Below are 19,054 nucleotides of genomic sequence, written 5' to 3' on the forward strand. Positions count from 1 at the left end.
AGAAATATGAATAATACTCCAATCCTTTTTAAAAATGAATAGTTTTTGGACTTACTTCTGAAAGTGCCTAATATTTTGGGCGTTACCCAAGGGTCTGGCTTTTCGTTACAATCTTTTTAAAACGTCATCGCAAGTAGTATACGGTGTGGCAATCTGTTTATTATTTGCTTAAAAGCTTGTTGAATTCTGGTCATTTTTAAAAAGGATTTCCTCTTCAATCTCTAACGCGGGCTATTTTCCAAGAAATAGTCTTCAATTCATTGTTACTTCCTTATCTGCTAAATGTAGAATTCAGAAGTTTTAATAAGAATTAGCTTATTTTTTGCCACAGTCCTTTGTTAGCTATTGTTTTTTTTTAATTGTTCTCCAATTTCTTTCCATCTTAAAACAGTGTTTTTTCATTTAATATTACTTTCAAATGCTGATTTTAATTGAGGTGTAATTAGCAATAGTCATAGTTGTAATAATAAAAACGAAATACCAAATATGCATAATTGCAATAGGTGAAAAGTATTTATGATTATAATCATAGAGTTAACGTACAGATACATTTTATGTGAGTTGAAAATATTAAAATGAAAAATGTACGCTAAATTGAAGTTGCTGATTTGCGTTAGTGATTGTAGTAGTTAGCTTTTACCGAGGCGAGTATCGAGGCAAACTAGTAACGAAAAGTTAGACCGCCTGCCCACCGGCAGGCAGGCGCTCAAAATACGGCATAATTAATTAGCTACTTCGCTTATGAATTTTATACGATATAATCGGAGTTCATCATCATCATAATCGCCATCAAACTCTTCAATGGCAGCATTAAGATCATCAGTTTCAGATTCCATAAAATAATCATGAATTTCTTCTTGCTGATCTTCGTCTAAAATATCGTTAATCCAATAATCTATATTCAATTTTGTTCCTGAATACACTATAACTTCCATTTCTTTAATAAAATCTTCCATAGACATCCCTTTTGAAGACGAAATATCATCTAGCGGTAATTTTCTGTCTATATTTTGAATGATGTATAGTTTATTAGCAGAATTGCTTCCTGTAGATTTTACAACTAAATCGTCTGGACGAGTAATATCGTTTTCTTCAACATAACTAGCTATTAATGCTACAAAATCTTTACCGTATTTTTTTGCTTTACCATCTCCAACTCCATGCACATTTGCAAGTTCCGTAAGGTTAATGGGGTATTTTAAAGCCATATCCTCTAAAGAAGGGTCCTGAAAAATAACAAATGGTGGCACACCTAGTTTTTTGGCATTCTTTTTACGTAAATCTTTAAGAATTGCCATTAAAACATGATCTGCAACTGCTCCACTTCCTTTTGCAGCGGTAATAATGCTACCGTCTTCCTGAGCGCCTTCAAATATATGATCTTCGGTCATCATAAAAGATATTGGCTTTTTTATAAAAGCTTTGCCAGTATCTGTTAATTTAATAACGCCATAAGTTTCAATGTCTTTTCTAAGATAACCAGCAACTAAAACCTGCCTTAATAATGCCATCCAGTATTTGTTGTCTTTATCTTTTCCTTTACCAAAAAAGGGTTGTTCATTGGTTTTGTGGGAGTTTATCAAGGCATTCTCTTTACCAATAAGAACATTTACTAAATCCTTAGATTTATATTTTTCGTTGGTATTATCAATAGTTTCAAGAAGCAATTTCACTTCATCTTTAGCCTCAACCTGCTTTTTAGGATATCGGACATTATCATCCATATCGCCACCTTCACCAGTTTTAGTGTCAAACTCTTCACCAAAATAATGTAAAATAAATTTCCTTCTTGAGATAGAAGTTTCCGCGAAAGCGACAACCTCTTGCAACAAAGCCTGCCCAATTTCTTGTTCGGCTACAGGTTTGCCAGACATAAATTTTTCTAACTTTTCAATATCCTTATAAGCATAAAATGCTAAGCAATGGCCTTCTCCGCCATCACGTCCTGCTCTGCCTGTTTCTTGATAATAACTTTCTATACTTTTAGGAATATCATGATGGATTACAAAACGCACATCGGGCTTGTCAATCCCCATTCCAAAAGCAATGGTAGCCACCACCACATCAACATCTTCCATTAAAAATTTATCCTGATGACTCGACCTCGTTTTGGCATCTAAACCGGCATGATACGGTACTGCTTTTACACCGTTTACTTGCAGTACTTGTGCCAATTCTTCAACACGTTTTCTACTTAAACAATAAACAATACCTGATTTGCCATCATTTTGTTTAACAAAACGAATAATATCGGCATCCGCATCTTTAGTTTTTGGTCGAACTTCGTAGTATAAATTAGGTCTATTAAAAGAAGCTTTAAACGTTGTTGCGTTACCTATTCCTAAATTCTTGATAATGTCTTCTTGAACTTTTGGCGTTGCTGTAGCAGTTAAACCAATTATAGGAATATTATCGCCTATACGACCAATGATATGACGTAAATTTCTGTATTCTGGTCTAAAATCATGACCCCATTCGCTAATACAATGCGCTTCATCAATGGCCATAAAAGATACTTTTACCGACCTTAAAAACTCAACATTTTCTTCTTTAGTTAAAGATTCTGGTGCTACATATAGTAATTTGGTAATACCATTAACAATATCTTCTTTAACTTGCTTTACTTCAGTTTTATTTAATGAAGAATTCAGAACATGTGCCACACCGTCTTCTTTCGAAATCCCTCTAATGGCATCTACTTGATTTTTCATTAAGGCAATTAAAGGCGACACTACAATAGCTGTTCCTTCTTGCATTAATGCTGGCAATTGATAACAGAGCGACTTTCCGCCACCGGTTGGCATAATTACAAATGTGTGATTACCAGATAGTAAACTTTCAATAACGTCTTCTTGTAGTCCCTTGAATTTACCAAATCCAAAATATTTTTTGAGTGCGATATAAATATCACTTTTTGCTATTAACATGAATTGTATAAATATTATTTTACTTAATTAAAAACTCAAACAAACATCACAAATCCTATCGATTAATTTAATAATGCATTTGAAGAACCCTCATATTTTTTTTCGTTAGTTTTGTAACGAAATTCCAAATTACAACAATATTTAATTTGAGAAACATTTAAAGATAAGAAAATCTTTAAAACATCAACAAAAAAATTGCAAATTTTGAAAGACATAAATTCTATTATTAATATTGCGAAGCAAACTATTGAAATGGAAGGTCAAGCCATTTTAAACTTATCTAACTTAATAACAGATGATTTTGCTGAGGCTGTTCAACTTATTTATCACTCTCAAGGCCGTGTTATTATTACAGGCATTGGCAAAAGCGCTATCATCGCTAATAAAATTGTGGCCACATTAAATTCTACAGGTACACCTTCAATTTTTATGCATGCTGCTGATGCTATTCATGGTGATTTAGGGTTAATACTTAAAGACGATGTGGTTATTTGTATCTCTAAAAGTGGTAATACACCAGAAATTAAAGTATTAGTACCATTAATTAAAAGTGCTAAAAATAAAATGATTGCCATTACCGGGAGTACAGACTCATTTTTAGGACAGCATTCCGATTATATTTTAAATGCTTTTGTTGAAAAAGAAGCATGCCCAAATAACTTAGCTCCAACCACGAGCACAACAGCTCAGTTGGTTATTGGCGATGCTTTAGCTGTTTGCTTATTAGAATTACGTGGTTTTTCTAGTAACGACTTTGCTAAATACCATCCAGGTGGCGCCCTTGGAAAAAAATTATATTTAAGGGTTCAAGATATTTCTTCGGTAAATGAAAAGCCTAAAATTAATGGAGGCACTAGTATTAGAGATGTTATTGTTGAAATTACCGAAAAAATGTTGGGCGTTACCGCTGTAGTTGAAAATGATAAAATTATAGGCATCATAACGGATGGCGATTTACGTAGAATGTTATCTAAAGTAGATGATTTTTCTAAGTTAACAGCCAAAGATATTATGAGTTCAAACCCAAGACGTATTGAAGCAGAAGCCATGGCTATTGATGCTTTAGAGGTTATGGAAACGAATGGTATTTCTCAATTACTAGTTGAAGAAAACGGAAAATATGCAGGCGTGGTGCATTTACATGATTTAATAAAAGAAGGCATTATATAATGGGGAAAAAGGATATTAATGAGATGTCTTTTTTAGACCATCTTGAAGATTTACGTTGGCATTTAATTAGGATTTGTATAGCAGTTATTACAGTTGCAACTTTTGCTTTTATTTTTAGTCGTTTTATTTTTGACGAAATAATATTCGCACCATTGGAAATGAACTTTCCAACTTATGACATGCTATGTCAAACCGCTAATTTTATTGGCTTAAACACGACATTCTGTGCTGAAGAAATGCCAATGATATTACAAAACAGAACCATGGCAGGACAGTTTTCTGCAGATATTTGGACCGCTATTTTGGCAGGTTTTGTTATTTCTTTTCCTTATGTTATTTATCAACTATGGAAGTTTATTAGTCCTGGTTTACATGGTAACGAGCGTAAACACTCGCGTGGTTTCATTATTATTTCATCACTTTTATTTTTCATTGGCGTACTATTTGGATATTATATTGTAACACCCTTGTCTTTAAACTTTTTAGCGAATTATAGCATTTCTACAAAAGTAGACAATCAAATAGATATAAGCTCTTATATAGCATTAGTAAGGTCATCTGCTTTGGCATCAGGGTTAATTTTTGAGTTACCAATTATTATATATTTTTTAACTAAAATAGGATTGGTTACGCCAGAAATTTTAAGAAAATATAGAAAATATGCTTTGGTAGTTGTACTTATTCTTTCGGCAATTATAACTCCACCAGATATCGCAAGTCAAGTTATAGTTGCCATTCCTATTCTAGTATTATATCAAGTAAGTATTTACATTTCTAAAATTGTTATTAGAAATCAATCGAAAAAAGAAAAGCGACAAGCATAATATTAACATTCCGTTATAATAGTGTATATGATTTTACTATTTTTAGCGTTCAGTATATAAAATTATGATATTAAAAGCCGAAAATTTGATGAAGTCCTATAGCGGACGAAAGGTAGTAAAGGACGTTTCTCTTGAAGTCAACCAAGGCGAAATCGTTGGTCTTTTAGGACCAAATGGTGCTGGAAAAACTACATCTTTCTATATGATTGTTGGTTTAATCAAGCCCAACGGCGGTCATATTTTTTTAGATAATACAGAAATCACAAAATACCCCATGTACAAACGTGCACAGAACGGTATCGGGTACTTAGCTCAAGAAGCGTCTGTTTTTAGAAAATTAAGCATTGAAGATAATATTCTGAGTGTGCTCCAACTTACCAAACTAAGTAAGAAGGAACAGATTGACAAAATGGAATCTTTAATTGAAGAGTTTGGCTTAGGTCATATTAGAAAAAGTAGAGGAGATTTATTATCCGGTGGGGAGCGTCGTCGTACCGAAATTGCACGTGCTTTAGCAACCGACCCAAGTTTTATTCTTTTAGATGAACCTTTTGCTGGTGTTGACCCCGTTGCGGTTGAAGACATACAACGCATTGTAGCACAGCTTACCAAAAAAAATATCGGTATTCTTATTACAGACCACAACGTACAGGAGACTCTAGCTATTACCGATAGAACCTATTTAATGTTTGAAGGTGGTATTTTAAAGCATGGCACTCCTGAAGAATTAGCTAATGATGAAATGGTGCGTAAAGTGTATTTAGGACAGAATTTTGAATTACGTAAAAAGAAGATTCGCGATTAGACACTAAGTGTCATTTGGTTGTTTTTAATTCATTATAACATAGATTTGCCATTCCTGATTTTCGACTGAGCTCAACATAAACTTCAACAGGAATTCGCTTTTAAAAACAGGTTTTTACTTCTTTCCCTACTCATCATTGGAAAACTTCTTCTTAATAAAAATAAAGATTTTTAACAGCAAAAATGCCAGAAGCCCAATAATTAAACCTACAATAAAATCTCTAATAAAACTTGGTAGTGCTTCTAAAAAATGATGTAGAAACTCAATGTTATGAACAAAAATACCACCTGCTACTAACAACAAAGCTATGGTTCCAACAACAGACAAACTTTTTATAACCCATGGTAATGTTCTTATCAAAAGGTTTCCAACTATATGCGAAATACTTTTTTTATTATCATTTAAACTAACTAATTTCAATCCGAAATCATCCATTCTAACAATAAGAGCTACAATGCCATATACTCCAATTGTAGCCACAATAGCCACTACAGACACGACTAAAATTTGAAATAAAATAGGTTTACCAATTACTGTTCCAAGTGCTATAATCACGATTTCTACAGACAGTATAAAATCAGTAAAAATCGCTGATTTAACTTTCATTTTTTCAGCAATAGCGAGCTCTTCTTCAGATAAAACAACATCGTCCTCAGAATGATTTATTTCAGCGTCTTCATGCTTATGTGGAACTAAAAAATGATACACTTTTTCAAATCCTTCAAAGGCTAGATACACGCCCCCTAAAATTAAAGCTAAAGTAACTCCCCATGGCGCAAAAGCACTAAGCAAAAAAGCAATTGGTAAAATAATTAATTTATTAAGCGCAGAACCTTTGGTTATTGCCCATAAAACCGGAAGCTCTCTGGAAGCTAAAAAACCTGTTGCTTTCTCTGCATTTACGGCTAAATCATCACCTAAAATTCCTGCTGTTTTTTTGGTAGAAATTTTACTCATAACTACCACGTCGTCCATTAAGCTTGCTATATCGTCTAAAAGTGCAAAAAAACCTGATGCCATTAAATTAATTTCGATTTTAAATTATCTAAAACAGACATGATTATATAAAGTAATATAATTAATGGGATTGCAGCAAATTGAAGAACAATTAAAAGTACTACACACAATATTATAAAAATATATCTCGTGGCATTATTTTTAAAACTATAGTCTTTGAACTTTAAGGCAAAAAGTTTAATGCTTGAATTTAACATATAGCAACTCACTAATGTAAGCCCGATTAAAAACCATTTATTTAAAATAATGCTATTTATAGCATCGCTGTTTTGAAATTCTATTATTAACGGCAATGACATTATTAATAGTGTGTTTGCTGGTGTTGGCAAACCTTTAAAATACGTTTGTTGGTCTTCATCAATATTAAATTTGGCTAATCTATAAGCTGAAGCTAACGTAATTAGCAAACCTAAAAGAGGAAGTATTGGCAAATTAAAATTCATCCCAGTTGTATTTGATGACCAGCTACTATTTATAGTGCTCGGAGTATCAATAGTAAACTCTAATAGCTTATACATGATAATTCCAGGAACCAAACCACTTGTTACCATATCAGCAAGCGAATCTAATTGCAAACCTAATGCCCCCGATACTTTTAATTTTCTCGCTGCAAAACCATCAAAAAAATCGAAAAATATGCCTAGAAATACAAATAATGCAGCGGCAACATAATTATTATTTACAGCTAAAAGGACAGCAATACTTCCACACAATAAATTTAAAAGTGTTAACGCATTAGGTATATGTTTCTTCATATTCAGAAATTTATTTTGTAAAAATAGCAAACAATTTTCGTCTAATACCAAATAACTAATTCAAATTATTTTAGCATAATCATATAGATTATTTGTTATGAAGCAATATCTATTATAATTTCAAGTTTATAACTTTAAATATTATGCCGATTTGAACATGATATTTTATGATTAAATTGGTATTATGTGCATCTTTGTAAAAAATTGCGATTGAGACTTTACATAACCACATTATTTTGTGTAATATCTATATCTGTATTCAGTCAGACCGTTAGAAAATATTCTAACGAGTTTATGAATATTGGTGTGGATGCCGCTGCTTTGGGCATGAGTAGTGCAGTGACATCACATACTGCTGATGTTAATTCTGGATATTGGAATCCTGCAGGACTCGTAAATCTTGAAGACAATCAATTATCGCTAATGCACTCTAGCTATTTTGCAAATATTGCGAATTATGATTATGCAGCTTATGCCATGCCTCTTGATAACAGAAGTGCTGTTGGAATTTCCTTAATTCGTTTTGCGGTTGATGATATTTTAAATACAACACAACTTATTGATTCCGAAGGCAATATAAACTATGACAGGATTAGCTTATTTTCTACCGCCGATTATGGACTGACTTTTTCGTATGCAAGGAAACTACCTCTAGACGGTCTAAATTATGGTGTAAATGCCAAAGTAATAAGACGTGTTATAGGTGATTTTGCATCATCTTGGGGATTTGGTTTGGATATCGGTATCCAGTTTGAAACCGATAATGATTGGAAATTTGGTGTCATGGCGAGAGATATTACTACCACATTTAATGCTTGGGCTATTGATGATGAGCAATTTGCAACAATTAGAGATGCTGTTGCTGGTCAAAACCAAGAATTACCTGAAACTACTGAAATCACTATCCCAAAATTACAAATAGGCATTTCAAAATTAGTAGATTTCAATTACGACTACACACTTTTAACTGCTGTTAATTTGAATGTTCGTTTTGAAGAAAATAACGATATCATTTCAACATCTGTAGCAAGCATAAACCCTGCTTTAGGGTTTGAGTTTGGCTATGTAGACATGGTTTATTTGCGTGCAGGAATGGGTAACTTTCAAAATGAATTACAGATTGATAATACTGAGCAATTAAGCTTCCAACCAAGTTTTGGTTTGGGTTTTAAATATAACGGTATTCAAATAGATTATGCGTTTACAGATATTGGAGACCAAAGTGTTGCGCTATATTCTAACGTGTTTTCTTTAAAAATTGACTTTAGTATCTTTAGGTAATCTTAAATTACATGCAAAAAACGCTACTCCTCTTATTTCTTTTTTTATTTGCTGAAATATCTCATGCTCAACAAAACATATTATCTGAACAAGCTGAAATTAGCGTGCTTACCGTTGGGCCTGGTACGTCTTTAAATGATGCTTTTGGACATAATGCATTTAGAATTAAAGACCAAATACATGGTATTGATGATGTTTATGGCTATGGTGAATACAATTTTGACGCCCCTAACTTCTATTTAAAGTTCGCCCAAGGAAAATTAAACTACTTAATAAATAAAACAGATTTTAACAAATTTTATCAAGTATATGTTTACTATAATAGAACTATAAAAGAACAAGTTTTAAATCTATCGCTAAGCGAAAAACAAAAACTTTACAATTTCCTTCTGAACAATTATAAACCAGAAAACAGAGCCTATTTATATGAGTTCTTTTTTGATAATTGTGCTACAAAAATTAAGGATGTCGCTAATATTGCTTTAAACAACACAGTTGTTTTTAATGCTCCTGAAGATTTTAAAGAAGCCTCTTTCAGAACCTTAATTCAAAATAATTTAAACCGGAATTCTTGGGGAAGCTTGGGTATCGATTTAGCTTTAGGTTCTGTAATTGATAAAAAAGCAGGCACAGAAGACCACATGTTTTTACCAGAAAATATTTACAATTTCTTTGATAATGCTACAATAAAAAATGGAGAAAGGTCTTTGGTTAAAGACAGTCGCGTGCTTTTCATTCAAAAGAAAATTACTGAACCTAATTCTTTTTTAACAAGTCCTATTTTCATATTTGGAATTATTGGACTACTTATCATTTTTATAACCTATAGAGACTATAAGAATCAAAAGCAAAGTAAATGGTTAGATATAACTCTGTTCACTATCACGGGGATTATTGGTATTGTTATTTTGTTGCTTTGGTTTGCAACAGACCACAAAGGCACACATCAAAACTATAATTTATTATGGGCGTTTGCGCTTAATGCTTTAGTAATAGGCCAGTTTTTTAGAGAAAAAGTTCGTGCTTGGTTTATAAAATACATAAAGCTTTTAGTTATTCTATTGTGTCTATTAATACTACATTGGGTAATTGGCGTTCAAGTATTTGCTATTGGATTGATCCCTTTATTGATAGCGCTATTTATTAGATACCTCTTCTTGGTAAAGTACTTCACGCAAAGCCACTAAGACGCAAAGGTGTTAGACTGGAAAAAATCAAAAGGTGCAATCTTAACGTAAACAACGGAACACTGCGACTGATCACTGAAAACTGAATCACTGTCCTCTAAAGAAAATAACTGTACTAAGTGTTTTTATTAAAATATTTACATCAAGAAAGAAACCCCTATGCTTAATATAATATAAATCATATTGCAGCTTAAGCAAGCTATCATCTACAGATTCACCATATCTGGTTTTTACTTGAGCCCAACCAGTAAGACCAGGTTTAACAATATGCCTAGTTTCATAAAAAGGAAGCATCTGCGATAGTTCGTTAACAAAAAACGGACGCTCTGGTCTTGGTCCTATCAAACTCATTTCACCTATCAAAATATTGATAAACTGAGGTATTTCGTCTAATCTTGAATGCCTTAAAAACTTGCCAAATGGATTAATTCGAACATCTCCTTTTTTTGCCCAAACCGCTCCAGATTTTTCGGCATTTTTAATCATAGTTCGAAATTTAAGTATTTTAAAAATTTCACCATTCTTCCCTATTCTATCTTGAGAATAAAAAAGAGATCCACGATTAGCAATGGCATTACCTAGTAATATAAGTGGCAAAAATAGTATCCCTACTAAAATACCAAGAATGGAAATAACAATATCAAAAAGACGATGAAAAAACAAGTATAGTTTATTCTGATTACTCCGACTAAACGGGAAATATTTATAAAAATCTTTTCCAACAAATTGTACAGGGATACGCTGTGCCAATTCCTCATATACCTGAGTATATTCTTTTATGGGAAAACCTTCTTCAAGCAACTTTATTAGCGTATAATAAATCTCAGAGGTTATAGATTCTGAGTTATAACTTGCTATAACAATTTCAGATATACTTTCACTTTTAATAACTTCTAAAATTTGATTGGGGTCATATTCAGGAATTGCTTTAAACCTTAATGCTTCAAGTTTATTCATTTCACAGTTAACAAATCCAACAATTTTATAATTAGGGTCTGAAGTTTTAAAAGCTTCTATGATTGTTTCAATATTTGATGTCTCACCTATAATTAAAACCTTTTTATAAAATCTGGGAGACACGACAAAGGTGATATAAGCTAACCTCCATAAAAAGAGTGCAACAAGAATTGCAAAATAAAAGAAAAGTATTTGCAAACGATTATCTGGTAGTATAGGCGTAAAATACGGGGTTAAAAAATAAAACAATACGGTTGTTGAAACCGTAAAAATTATACTAGTAGAAATTTTTTCAATCTTACTAGATTTTTGTAAATCATAAAGTTCGAAGACTGTTCCAAAAATTGAAATATATAAAATAAGCACAAAAACCCACCTCCATTTTTCTTTCGTTATCGTAAAATAATCAAAATCGAACGTGTTGCTGACAAAATACAATACTAAGAGTATTGAAACGATATCGAGAAGACGTAAAAGAATTTTACGCTCTGATATATTAAAATGAATACCGCTATTAGACATTATTAAGAACAAAATTGAGAGACCATAAAGATAGTAAGTAAATTCAATTAAGCATCAAATTATTGCAAGACTTTAATCCACTGATTCTTAACAATTTCCCAATCAAACAGTGCTGCCTGTTTTCGTGCTAACCGTCCAATTTCTTTTGTTTTATCGGGTGAATCAATCAATTCTTTAATGGACTTAACAAATGCTTCTTCAGAATTCGGAGTTACCAAAACACCTGTTTTGTTATGCTCAATTAAAAAAGGCACACCTCCAACATTTGTAGAAATTACAGGCAAGCCTAATGCCATGGCTTCTATAACACTAACAGGCATATTATCAAAATTGGTTGTATTAATGAAAACATTATAGCTTTCTGAAAGTGTAATCCAATCTTGTTTTGATAATTTATCTGTAAAAGTAACATCTACATCCAATTCTTCTGCAAGCAGTCTCGCCTTTTGCATACTTCCATCTGCATCTGGACCAACCATACACAATTCAGCTTCAATATTTTCGTCTTTTAAAGCCTTAATAACTTTTACAGCTAATAACGGATTATATATTTTTGAAAATGAGCGCACCCATAACAAACTAATTTTACTAAAAGTACGTTCTTTAAAACGATAATTTTTTAATGCTATTGAATTAGGAATACACTCGATATTACCATACCCTAAATCTTCGAAATTTGATTTCATATATAGTGAAGGCGCAACATTTGTATTCGCATTTCTAAATATTGCTTTTGATAAAATAGGAGACTTTTCTAAACGACTAGGCAAATTACCTCCCCTTAAAATAGGGATATACTCTAGTTTAAGCAACCGGCATAATTGGCTAACTATATATGCATAATAAAAATTCGACGTGCTATAGGTATCAATTAACACAAAATCCACCTGTTTTCTATACTTTAAAACACTAAACATCATATCTAACAACCTTAGTAATTTATTTGACTTACTAGAAGCTGTATTAACAATAAATCCTTCAGCCTCTAATAACTTTCCTAAAGTTTCTATAGACGTTTGGGTTTTACCTTTACTTGATAATTTGTTTCCTATGTATAGGAGGTTTTTCATAATTTACATTTAATAAACATAACCCATAAATAAAGGCGGGTGCAGCAATTCGCATGGACGAATGATTTATTGTTAAAAACCAGAATAAATAAAATGAATAGAAATATATATTTTTTTTGTTTTGTAATCTTAACAATAAAGGTGCTAATAATAATATTGAAAAAGCAATAACGCCAAACAGACCATGTTCGCCAACTATTCTACTCATTTCATTATGCGACGAAACTCTAACTCCTTCTTTTTCTATTCTTAATTCCTTAAGTTTTCCAACGCCTACACCAAGAAAAGGATTTTCAAAAAACTCGTTTAATTCATTGGCTAATAAATCTGATCTTCCTGTTGTTACATCTTCTTTGGTCCTTCCAATAGCGTCTTGGTTTTTATAGCGCTTATCTATTAATCCTTCTGTTCTTAAAGAACTTATGTACCAAGTTAATGCCATACCTATACTAAATATAACTACAGAAAACATAATTCTACTTCTTGTTTTCGAAGCTGCTTTTAAGTAAAATGCTGTAACAAAAGCTAAAATAATTATAATAGCAACCAAAACCCCACCACGACTAAAGGTTATTATAGCTCTATATGTTATTAATCCTAAAATGGAGATATTTAAAACCTTTAAAAACATGGTTCTGGATTGCAAAAATATTCTACCAGCAATTGCAAACATACCCAATCCTAAAATGGTTGACACTTGATTAGGTCCAAAACCGCCAGAGGCTTGAAAATTAGACTGCGTACCCGATAAAATATATTCTATACTTGGCGTATATAAAAACAAATAAAAAGTAGTCGATACAATAGGCAATAAAGCGGCTAATAAAACATCTTGAAGAAGTTTTATAGATACTTGCCTCTTGTAACAATATAAAGCAGCTATACCAAGGCAAAACGGTCCGCTTAAATTAAATGCAATGGCCTTTCTTATATTTGTTTCAAATCCTAAGTTAGAGGTGGCAACTACAATTCCAGGTAAAAGTACCAGCAAATAAATAAAATACACATAAGATCTTTTCCCAACACCATCGCCAAGAAATATGCCTATTAATAAAAATAAAATGATTAAATATTTAGACGCTTCATACAATAGGTTACCTCCTGTCATTCGTAATAAAACCTCAGCACCAACTAAGTATGAGCAAGATATTAACACATAAATATACCTTTTCTGAGGAGGTGCATTAAGTATACTATAAACACTTACAATTACGATTCCTAAAAAATAAATTTTAGAAAGAGGCTCAAACAAATAGATGCCAATAGCAATGCCTAAATGAAATATGATTTGAACTATGTAACTGTACTGTTTCAATTATTATGATTTATAAATTGAGATTAATTGCGTTATTGCATTATCAGCACTAAAGTTAATTTTAACATTTTTATACACCGACTCGCCATGTTGCTTGCGTAACTCAGAATCGTTTATATAAAGTAATAAGGCTTTAGAAAAAGCATCTACATTTTGAGAATTAATTAATTGCCCTTCCCTTTTATTAGTAATAACTTTATTACAATCGCCTACATTTGTTGCAACAATAGGTAATTTAGCTAAGCCATACTCTAATAAAGTTAATGGTAAACCTTCAGAAGAAGACGTTAAAACCCCAATATCACTTTGGTTTAAAATATAATTTACATCTTGTTTTTGTCCATAAACAAACACCTTGTCTTGCAAATTATGGCTGTCAATAAATTTATTTAATTCATTTGAATAAGCATCATTAAAATTCTTACCTATTAAATGTAAACTCCAGTTTTCCATAAACTCAGTTGCTTTAAAAAATGCTTCAAGTAAAAAAATATGGTTTTTTGGATGCCTCAAATTTGCTAAACAAACAATACGATTTCCTATATTGCCTTTCAAATTTGTAACTTGTTTTTCCTCACCTTTTAAAACAGAAAAATTAGGTAAACAATAAATTTCTTTTGTAAGCGTATTTTGTTCTGACCACAATTTCAAATCTTCATTTACCGTAATTATTTTATTAAAAAAATAAGAACAGCTTTTTAAAACGCTGTTATGAGATTTATTAGAAAACAGTCTATTCCCATTATGATCGTGCCAAATAACAATTATTTTTCTATTTATAAGTTTTAAAAGTGTCGCAAAAAAATAGGATGTGGAGTGCGCATGAATAACATTAATCTTGTGGTTTTTTATAAAATCATTTAACTTTTTTAACGCTTTAAAATCTAATGTTCGCTTCTTGTTCAAGAATAAATATTCCACATCTTCACTTAAAGCAAGTTTTAAAGCCCCTTCCAATCTTGTTGCGCATAAAAATGATTTTTCAATTTCTACTGACAATAAATTAGCATAATTAACGGCGGTACGTTCTGCACCACCAACTTGTAAAGAATCTATTAATTGTAAAACTCTCATAGTCTCTTAAGCAATTTAACAATTTCTGATTCAAAAGTTTCTAAAGTATAGTTTTGAGACCATATACTAGCAGATTTAGACATTACTTTTAGACGGTCAGTATCTTTTAAATGTTTCAAAACACTTACAATAGCATCATCAATATTAGGTTCAATTAAAATTCCTCGATTCCCATAATCAAGCATGTAAGGGACAGATGATACTTTTGTAGCTATAGGAATCGTTCCAAAAAACATAGCTTCGGCAACAGCTTTTGGCCAACCTTCAGATTTTGATGGTAATATTAAAAAATGAGCCGTTTTCAATACCTCTTGTATGATTCCATTTTTTTGACTTCCTTTCAATTGAACGCTAGATTCTAAATTATTATCAACTATATATTGCTGCAATTCGTTTTTCAAAACACCTTCACCATACAATTCTAATTGAACTATATTGCCTTTTTTTTGTAATGATTCTACAATCTTAATAGCCAATAACGGATTTTTTCCATTAACTAAACTACCTATGAATACAAAACGTAACTTATTGTCATAATCGCGTTCTGAAGGGGTTATAATATCTTTATTTTTAAAAGTTGCCGTAAAAAAAGGGATGATGTTTTTAGATTGATTTTCCCAAAAACCATAGACTAAAACGGTCATGTTTTTACTAAAAAAAGTGTTTCTTAATATTGCCTTTTGAAATCTATAACTTAAGGGCTGTTTACTTTTAGAATCCCAATTACCTGCATACTTAGCGGTTTTTATTTTCTTAGGAAAAAATATTTGAATCAAGCATCCTAACAAACCGATATTACCTGGGCAACGTAAATGAATGTGGTCTGCTCTTTTACAGGCATTAAAAATTGAAATAAGTATTATTGGAATTTGAATTGTAGATACCAAACTCTTTTTAATAGAAGTAAAAGCTATAGATGGAATCTTATTTAAAATAATATCTGAACGTTCATAACACACTTCTAAATTAGTTGTTGGATTGTTAATTTTTGGTGCTACCACCTCAACCTCATCAACATACTTTAACCATAAATTCATTTCACGTACATAAGGTGCATAAGCAAAAAGTGCGTTTGCTTCTTGCTTATGCGGCGTATGTGAAATAATTAAAAACCTCATGCTTTTACTTTTGGTTTATTAAAAAACAAAGAAACCCAGCCTACAACACGCCCCAAACTTTCTGTAAAAGCTTCCTTTTTTTTATTGGTAGTTATAACATTAGTAAACCGAATGATAGTTAATAACAAAGACGTAGCATGCCATTTTATTCTAGCTTTAAAATTTGGATTTGGGTATTTAACACGCCAAACATACCAGCCATTTCTAACTACCATTTTACCATATGCATACTTGTTTGGTCTGCCAGAATCATCATGATAATGATATAATTGCGCTGAAGTATTAACATATAGTTTTCCTAGTTTTGAAAGTCGCAGGCTAAAATCGGCATCTTCATACAAACCATATCCTTCAAAATAAGTTGAAAAACTAATCTGCTCAAAAACTTCTTTTTTATATGAAGAGACACCACCCATAATTTGCTCAACTTCGTAAATTTTCCCTGAAGGTGGCAAGAACCCAATGCTTCTTCCATGAGCGAATGTAGGAAGAAAACCTGGTACTTTATCTGGTAATAAACCAAACTTCCCTCTTAATTTAAAACGCAATGGTTCATTGCGCATCCACTCACCAAAATAAAATTTATTATTACTTTTTTCATCTGATGTTTCTTCCCAATTTACATTATTTAAAATATAGCCTCCAACAGCTAAAGCATCTTTTTTTAAGGTATAAGTACTTAATAAATTTTCAAAATAATCAGTTTTCAAAATAATATCATCATCCAAAAAACAAATAATTTCTGAAGCCTCAGAAACTAGATTAATCCCATAATTGCGTTGTTTTGTTAAACCTCTATCGACTTCATTGACTTTATAATATTTTAAATCCTCGAAGGTGTTATTTTTTAATTGTTTTTCAGTTTTATTGTCAATAGACCCATCTATAATTAAAATTTCATTTGGATATAGAATTTGTTCCTTTATCGAAAATAGTAGTTTCAATAGAGGTTCGCTTCGCATGTAAGTGCATATAATTAATGAGAATTTCATAATATATCCTTAGAAGTTGTAATGAATTTTTCTTTCACATTAAAAAGAAAATCTGTATTAATATATATAAAACTAAATAACAAAGCTAAACCATAAATAGCATTAAATCGTAAACCTGTGTAAATGTAAGCAGCCATAAATATTTGACCAATTAGTATTGAGAAAACGACTAAATAAACTTTGTCTTTTTCTGATATTATTTTGAATCTTCTGTATTTAAAAATCCTGAACAAACATTGTGAAAACAAAACAACATAAAGTAATCTAAAAACGATAGCTAAAGACTCTAATCCGCCTTCTTTTGGCTTTTCTGGAAACGGATTAAAATTAGACTTCAACTTAATAAAAATGATTTTAAAAAAGTCTTTAAAGCTTAAATTTTTAATATAATTGATTGTGCCCTCTTTATAAAGTTTACCTAATTCTAAAGTTGAATTTTTGGCTTTACCCTCTAAGTTTTCTACATATTTTAAATTTAAACCTTCATCGGCTAAATCACCATCAACATTAGTGTAATTTGTTATTACATTTTCATTCCACCCTTTGGAAAATGTTGCACCTTGCGATGCTGTTAAATAAAGTCCCTGATTAAAAGTTTGTAGATTTCTGAGTGGCCATAAAACCATTAATCCAACAATTAACATAGCATGAGTTAAGACTCTAATAGGATGCTTTTTTAAATTGGTTAAACCGTACATAACCAATAGTGCTAGTACGAAAAACACAGAAACAGGGTGACATAGAATAGTTATTACGGATAGCAATGGAATAATAATACTATATTTTTTTGATTCACTAAATAGCACAAAAGATAATGCCAATAAAAGCACTAGAATTGAAGTTAAACTCTCTGATAAAAATAATGTGGAATATTTTAAGTAGTAAGGTTCTATAAAAAGTATTACAAAAATTAAAAAATGAATAGGTTTAATATTTTCAAGACGCTTTATTAATGAAAAGGCAAAAATCAACAACATCAATTCTAATATAGATTTTGCTATAATTAAACCAAATGGATTGTTAGTTATATAAAAACCCGAAGCCAAAACATAAGGCCAAAGTGGTGGTCTCCAAGTAGCACTTTCTGTAGAAGTTCCTGAATTATTGTCTGAAAAAACACCAAACGTATTTATGTTTTTAGCAATTTTTAAATAATGTGAACCATCACCACCAGCATACACTTTTTCAGGTGTGTACAATTTGTTATTGTATGACAAAACCAAGAAGTAAATTTTAGGCAGCAATACGCATAAAAAAGCTATGGCTATAAAACTAGGCTTACTTAAATATTTTGTCATTATTTAAAAAATCTGTATTTTATGATACAATATATAGCTCTAAAACCGTCTTTCCATCCTATTTTTTTTCCTTCTTCAAAAGTTCTTCCATAATAACTAATACCAACTTCGTAAATTCTAACTTTTGGAATTCGTGATATTTTTGCTGTTACTTCGGGTTCAAAACCAAACCTGTTTTCCTTTAAACTTAAAGACTTTAGCATTTCTGCGTTAAACATTTTATAGCAGGTTTCCATATCTGTTAAATTCAAATTAGTCATCATATTACTAAAAAACGTTAGAAATTTATTCCCTATACTGTGCCAGAAAAACAAGATTCTATGCGGATTACTTCCCATAAATCGGCTTCCGTAAACGACATCGGCATGCCCATTTAAAATGGGGTTTAAAAGCTTGTTATATTCCTTTGGGTCGTACTCTAAATCGGCATCTTGAATAATTATTATATCTCCGTTAGCTTTATCAATTCCAGTATGTAGTGCTGCGCCTTTACCTTTGTTTTTTTTATGTTCAAAAAGTTTTATATTTAAGTCGCCATTAGCACTCATATACTTTTTTACAGCTTCTGAAGTTCCATCGGTACTAAAGTCATTTACAATAACAAGCTCACGACTAATATTATCTAATAGCTTTACATCTCTAATTTTATCTAAGATTTGATGAATTGTTGCCGCTTCATTGTAAGCTGGAATTATGATGGATAATTTAGTAAATGTGTTGTTCATTTATACTTTTTTGTTTT

The 19,054-nt window shown here is 31.3% G+C and carries 16 protein-coding genes; 5 read left to right on the forward strand and 11 right to left on the reverse strand.

Annotation, left to right across the window (positions count from 1 at the left end; all coding sequences use genetic code 11):
* Positions 1-722 precede the first annotated feature (722 nt).
* On the reverse strand, positions 723-2,927 hold the full coding sequence (locus ABD935_RS07500; RefSeq protein ID WP_345191158.1) for a RecQ family ATP-dependent DNA helicase: 2,205 nt from the start codon (positions 2,925-2,927) through the stop codon (positions 723-725).
* Between the two features lie 252 nt (positions 2,928-3,179).
* On the opposite strand from ABD935_RS07500, the gene ABD935_RS07505 reads away from it, so the two are divergent.
* The 3 genes from ABD935_RS07505 to lptB all read left to right on the forward strand — a co-directional run bounded on the left by ABD935_RS07505 (position 3,180) and on the right by lptB (position 5,726).
* Positions 3,180-4,097, forward strand: a complete 918-nt coding sequence (locus ABD935_RS07505) for a KpsF/GutQ family sugar-phosphate isomerase (RefSeq protein ID WP_425550209.1) — start codon at positions 3,180-3,182, stop codon at positions 4,095-4,097.
* Positions 4,097-4,921, forward strand: a complete 825-nt coding sequence (gene tatC / locus ABD935_RS07510; protein ID WP_345191160.1) for a twin-arginine translocase subunit TatC — start codon at positions 4,097-4,099, stop codon at positions 4,919-4,921. Before ABD935_RS07505 ends, tatC begins: the two co-directional genes overlap by 1 nt.
* A 64-nt stretch (positions 4,922-4,985) precedes the next feature.
* A complete protein-coding gene (lptB, locus tag ABD935_RS07515; protein WP_345191161.1) occupies positions 4,986-5,726 on the forward strand; it encodes an LPS export ABC transporter ATP-binding protein in 741 nt (246 codons plus the stop codon).
* A gap of 126 nt (positions 5,727-5,852) precedes the next feature.
* Here the strand turns inward: lptB and ABD935_RS07520 are convergent, their stop codons facing one another.
* Positions 5,853-6,746 (reverse strand): DUF808 domain-containing protein, encoded by an 894-nt coding sequence (locus tag ABD935_RS07520; RefSeq protein ID WP_345191162.1) that lies wholly within the window; start codon positions 6,744-6,746, stop codon positions 5,853-5,855.
* Positions 6,746-7,498 (reverse strand): CDP-alcohol phosphatidyltransferase family protein, encoded by a 753-nt coding sequence (locus ABD935_RS07525; RefSeq protein WP_345191163.1) that lies wholly within the window; start codon positions 7,496-7,498, stop codon positions 6,746-6,748. Before ABD935_RS07525 ends, ABD935_RS07520 begins: the two co-directional genes overlap by 1 nt.
* 210 nt (positions 7,499-7,708) lie before the next feature.
* Here ABD935_RS07525 and ABD935_RS07530 point away from each other — a divergent pair, with 210 nt between their 5' ends.
* Positions 7,709-8,779, forward strand: a complete 1,071-nt coding sequence (locus ABD935_RS07530) for a putative type IX sorting system protein PorV2 (RefSeq protein WP_425550208.1) — start codon at positions 7,709-7,711, stop codon at positions 8,777-8,779.
* 11 nt (positions 8,780-8,790) lie between these two features.
* Positions 8,791-9,966 carry a lipoprotein N-acyltransferase Lnb domain-containing protein gene (locus ABD935_RS07535; RefSeq protein ID WP_345191164.1) on the forward strand — a complete coding sequence of 392 codons (1,176 nt, stop codon included), beginning with the start codon at positions 8,791-8,793 and terminating at the stop codon, positions 9,964-9,966.
* 87 nt (positions 9,967-10,053) lie between these two features.
* On the opposite strand, the gene ABD935_RS07540 is transcribed toward ABD935_RS07535, so the two are convergent.
* From ABD935_RS07540 to ABD935_RS07575, 8 genes are read right to left on the reverse strand one after another with little or no spacing between them, the layout of a single operon-like run.
* Positions 10,054-11,445 (reverse strand): exopolysaccharide biosynthesis polyprenyl glycosylphosphotransferase, encoded by a 1,392-nt coding sequence (locus tag ABD935_RS07540; protein ID WP_345191165.1) that lies wholly within the window; start codon positions 11,443-11,445, stop codon positions 10,054-10,056.
* Between the two features lie 59 nt (positions 11,446-11,504).
* Positions 11,505-12,515, reverse strand: coding sequence for a glycosyltransferase family 4 protein (locus tag ABD935_RS07545; RefSeq protein ID WP_345191166.1), 1,011 nt, complete (start codon positions 12,513-12,515; stop codon positions 11,505-11,507).
* Complete coding sequence (locus ABD935_RS07550) at positions 12,475-13,830, reverse strand: O-antigen ligase family protein (protein WP_345191168.1); 1,356 nt, start codon at positions 13,828-13,830, stop codon at positions 12,475-12,477. The genes ABD935_RS07545 and ABD935_RS07550 overlap by 41 nt, the downstream gene beginning before the upstream one ends.
* A 3-nt stretch (positions 13,831-13,833) precedes the next feature.
* Positions 13,834-14,904 (reverse strand): glycosyltransferase, encoded by a 1,071-nt coding sequence (locus ABD935_RS07555; protein WP_345191169.1) that lies wholly within the window; start codon positions 14,902-14,904, stop codon positions 13,834-13,836.
* Positions 14,901-16,022: a glycosyltransferase family 4 protein gene (locus ABD935_RS07560; protein WP_345191170.1), complete on the reverse strand. Its 1,122-nt coding sequence runs from the start codon at positions 16,020-16,022 to the stop codon at positions 14,901-14,903. Before ABD935_RS07560 ends, ABD935_RS07555 begins: the two co-directional genes overlap by 4 nt.
* Positions 16,019-17,014, reverse strand: a complete 996-nt coding sequence (locus tag ABD935_RS07565; RefSeq protein ID WP_345191171.1) for a glycosyltransferase family 2 protein — start codon at positions 17,012-17,014, stop codon at positions 16,019-16,021. Before ABD935_RS07565 ends, ABD935_RS07560 begins: the two co-directional genes overlap by 4 nt.
* Positions 17,011-18,312, reverse strand: coding sequence for a hypothetical protein (locus ABD935_RS07570; RefSeq protein ID WP_345191173.1), 1,302 nt, complete (start codon positions 18,310-18,312; stop codon positions 17,011-17,013). The genes ABD935_RS07565 and ABD935_RS07570 overlap by 4 nt, the downstream gene beginning before the upstream one ends.
* Entirely contained in the window at positions 18,312-19,037 is a 726-nt protein-coding gene (locus ABD935_RS07575; RefSeq protein WP_345191174.1) for a glycosyltransferase family 2 protein, read from the reverse strand. Before ABD935_RS07575 ends, ABD935_RS07570 begins: the two co-directional genes overlap by 1 nt.
* Positions 19,038-19,054: the final 17 nt, after the last annotated feature.

Origin of the sequence: Algibacter agarivorans, assembly GCF_039543245.1 — a bacterium.
In the GTDB taxonomy this organism is placed as follows: Bacteria; Bacteroidota; Bacteroidia; order Flavobacteriales; family Flavobacteriaceae; genus Algibacter_G; species Algibacter_G agarivorans.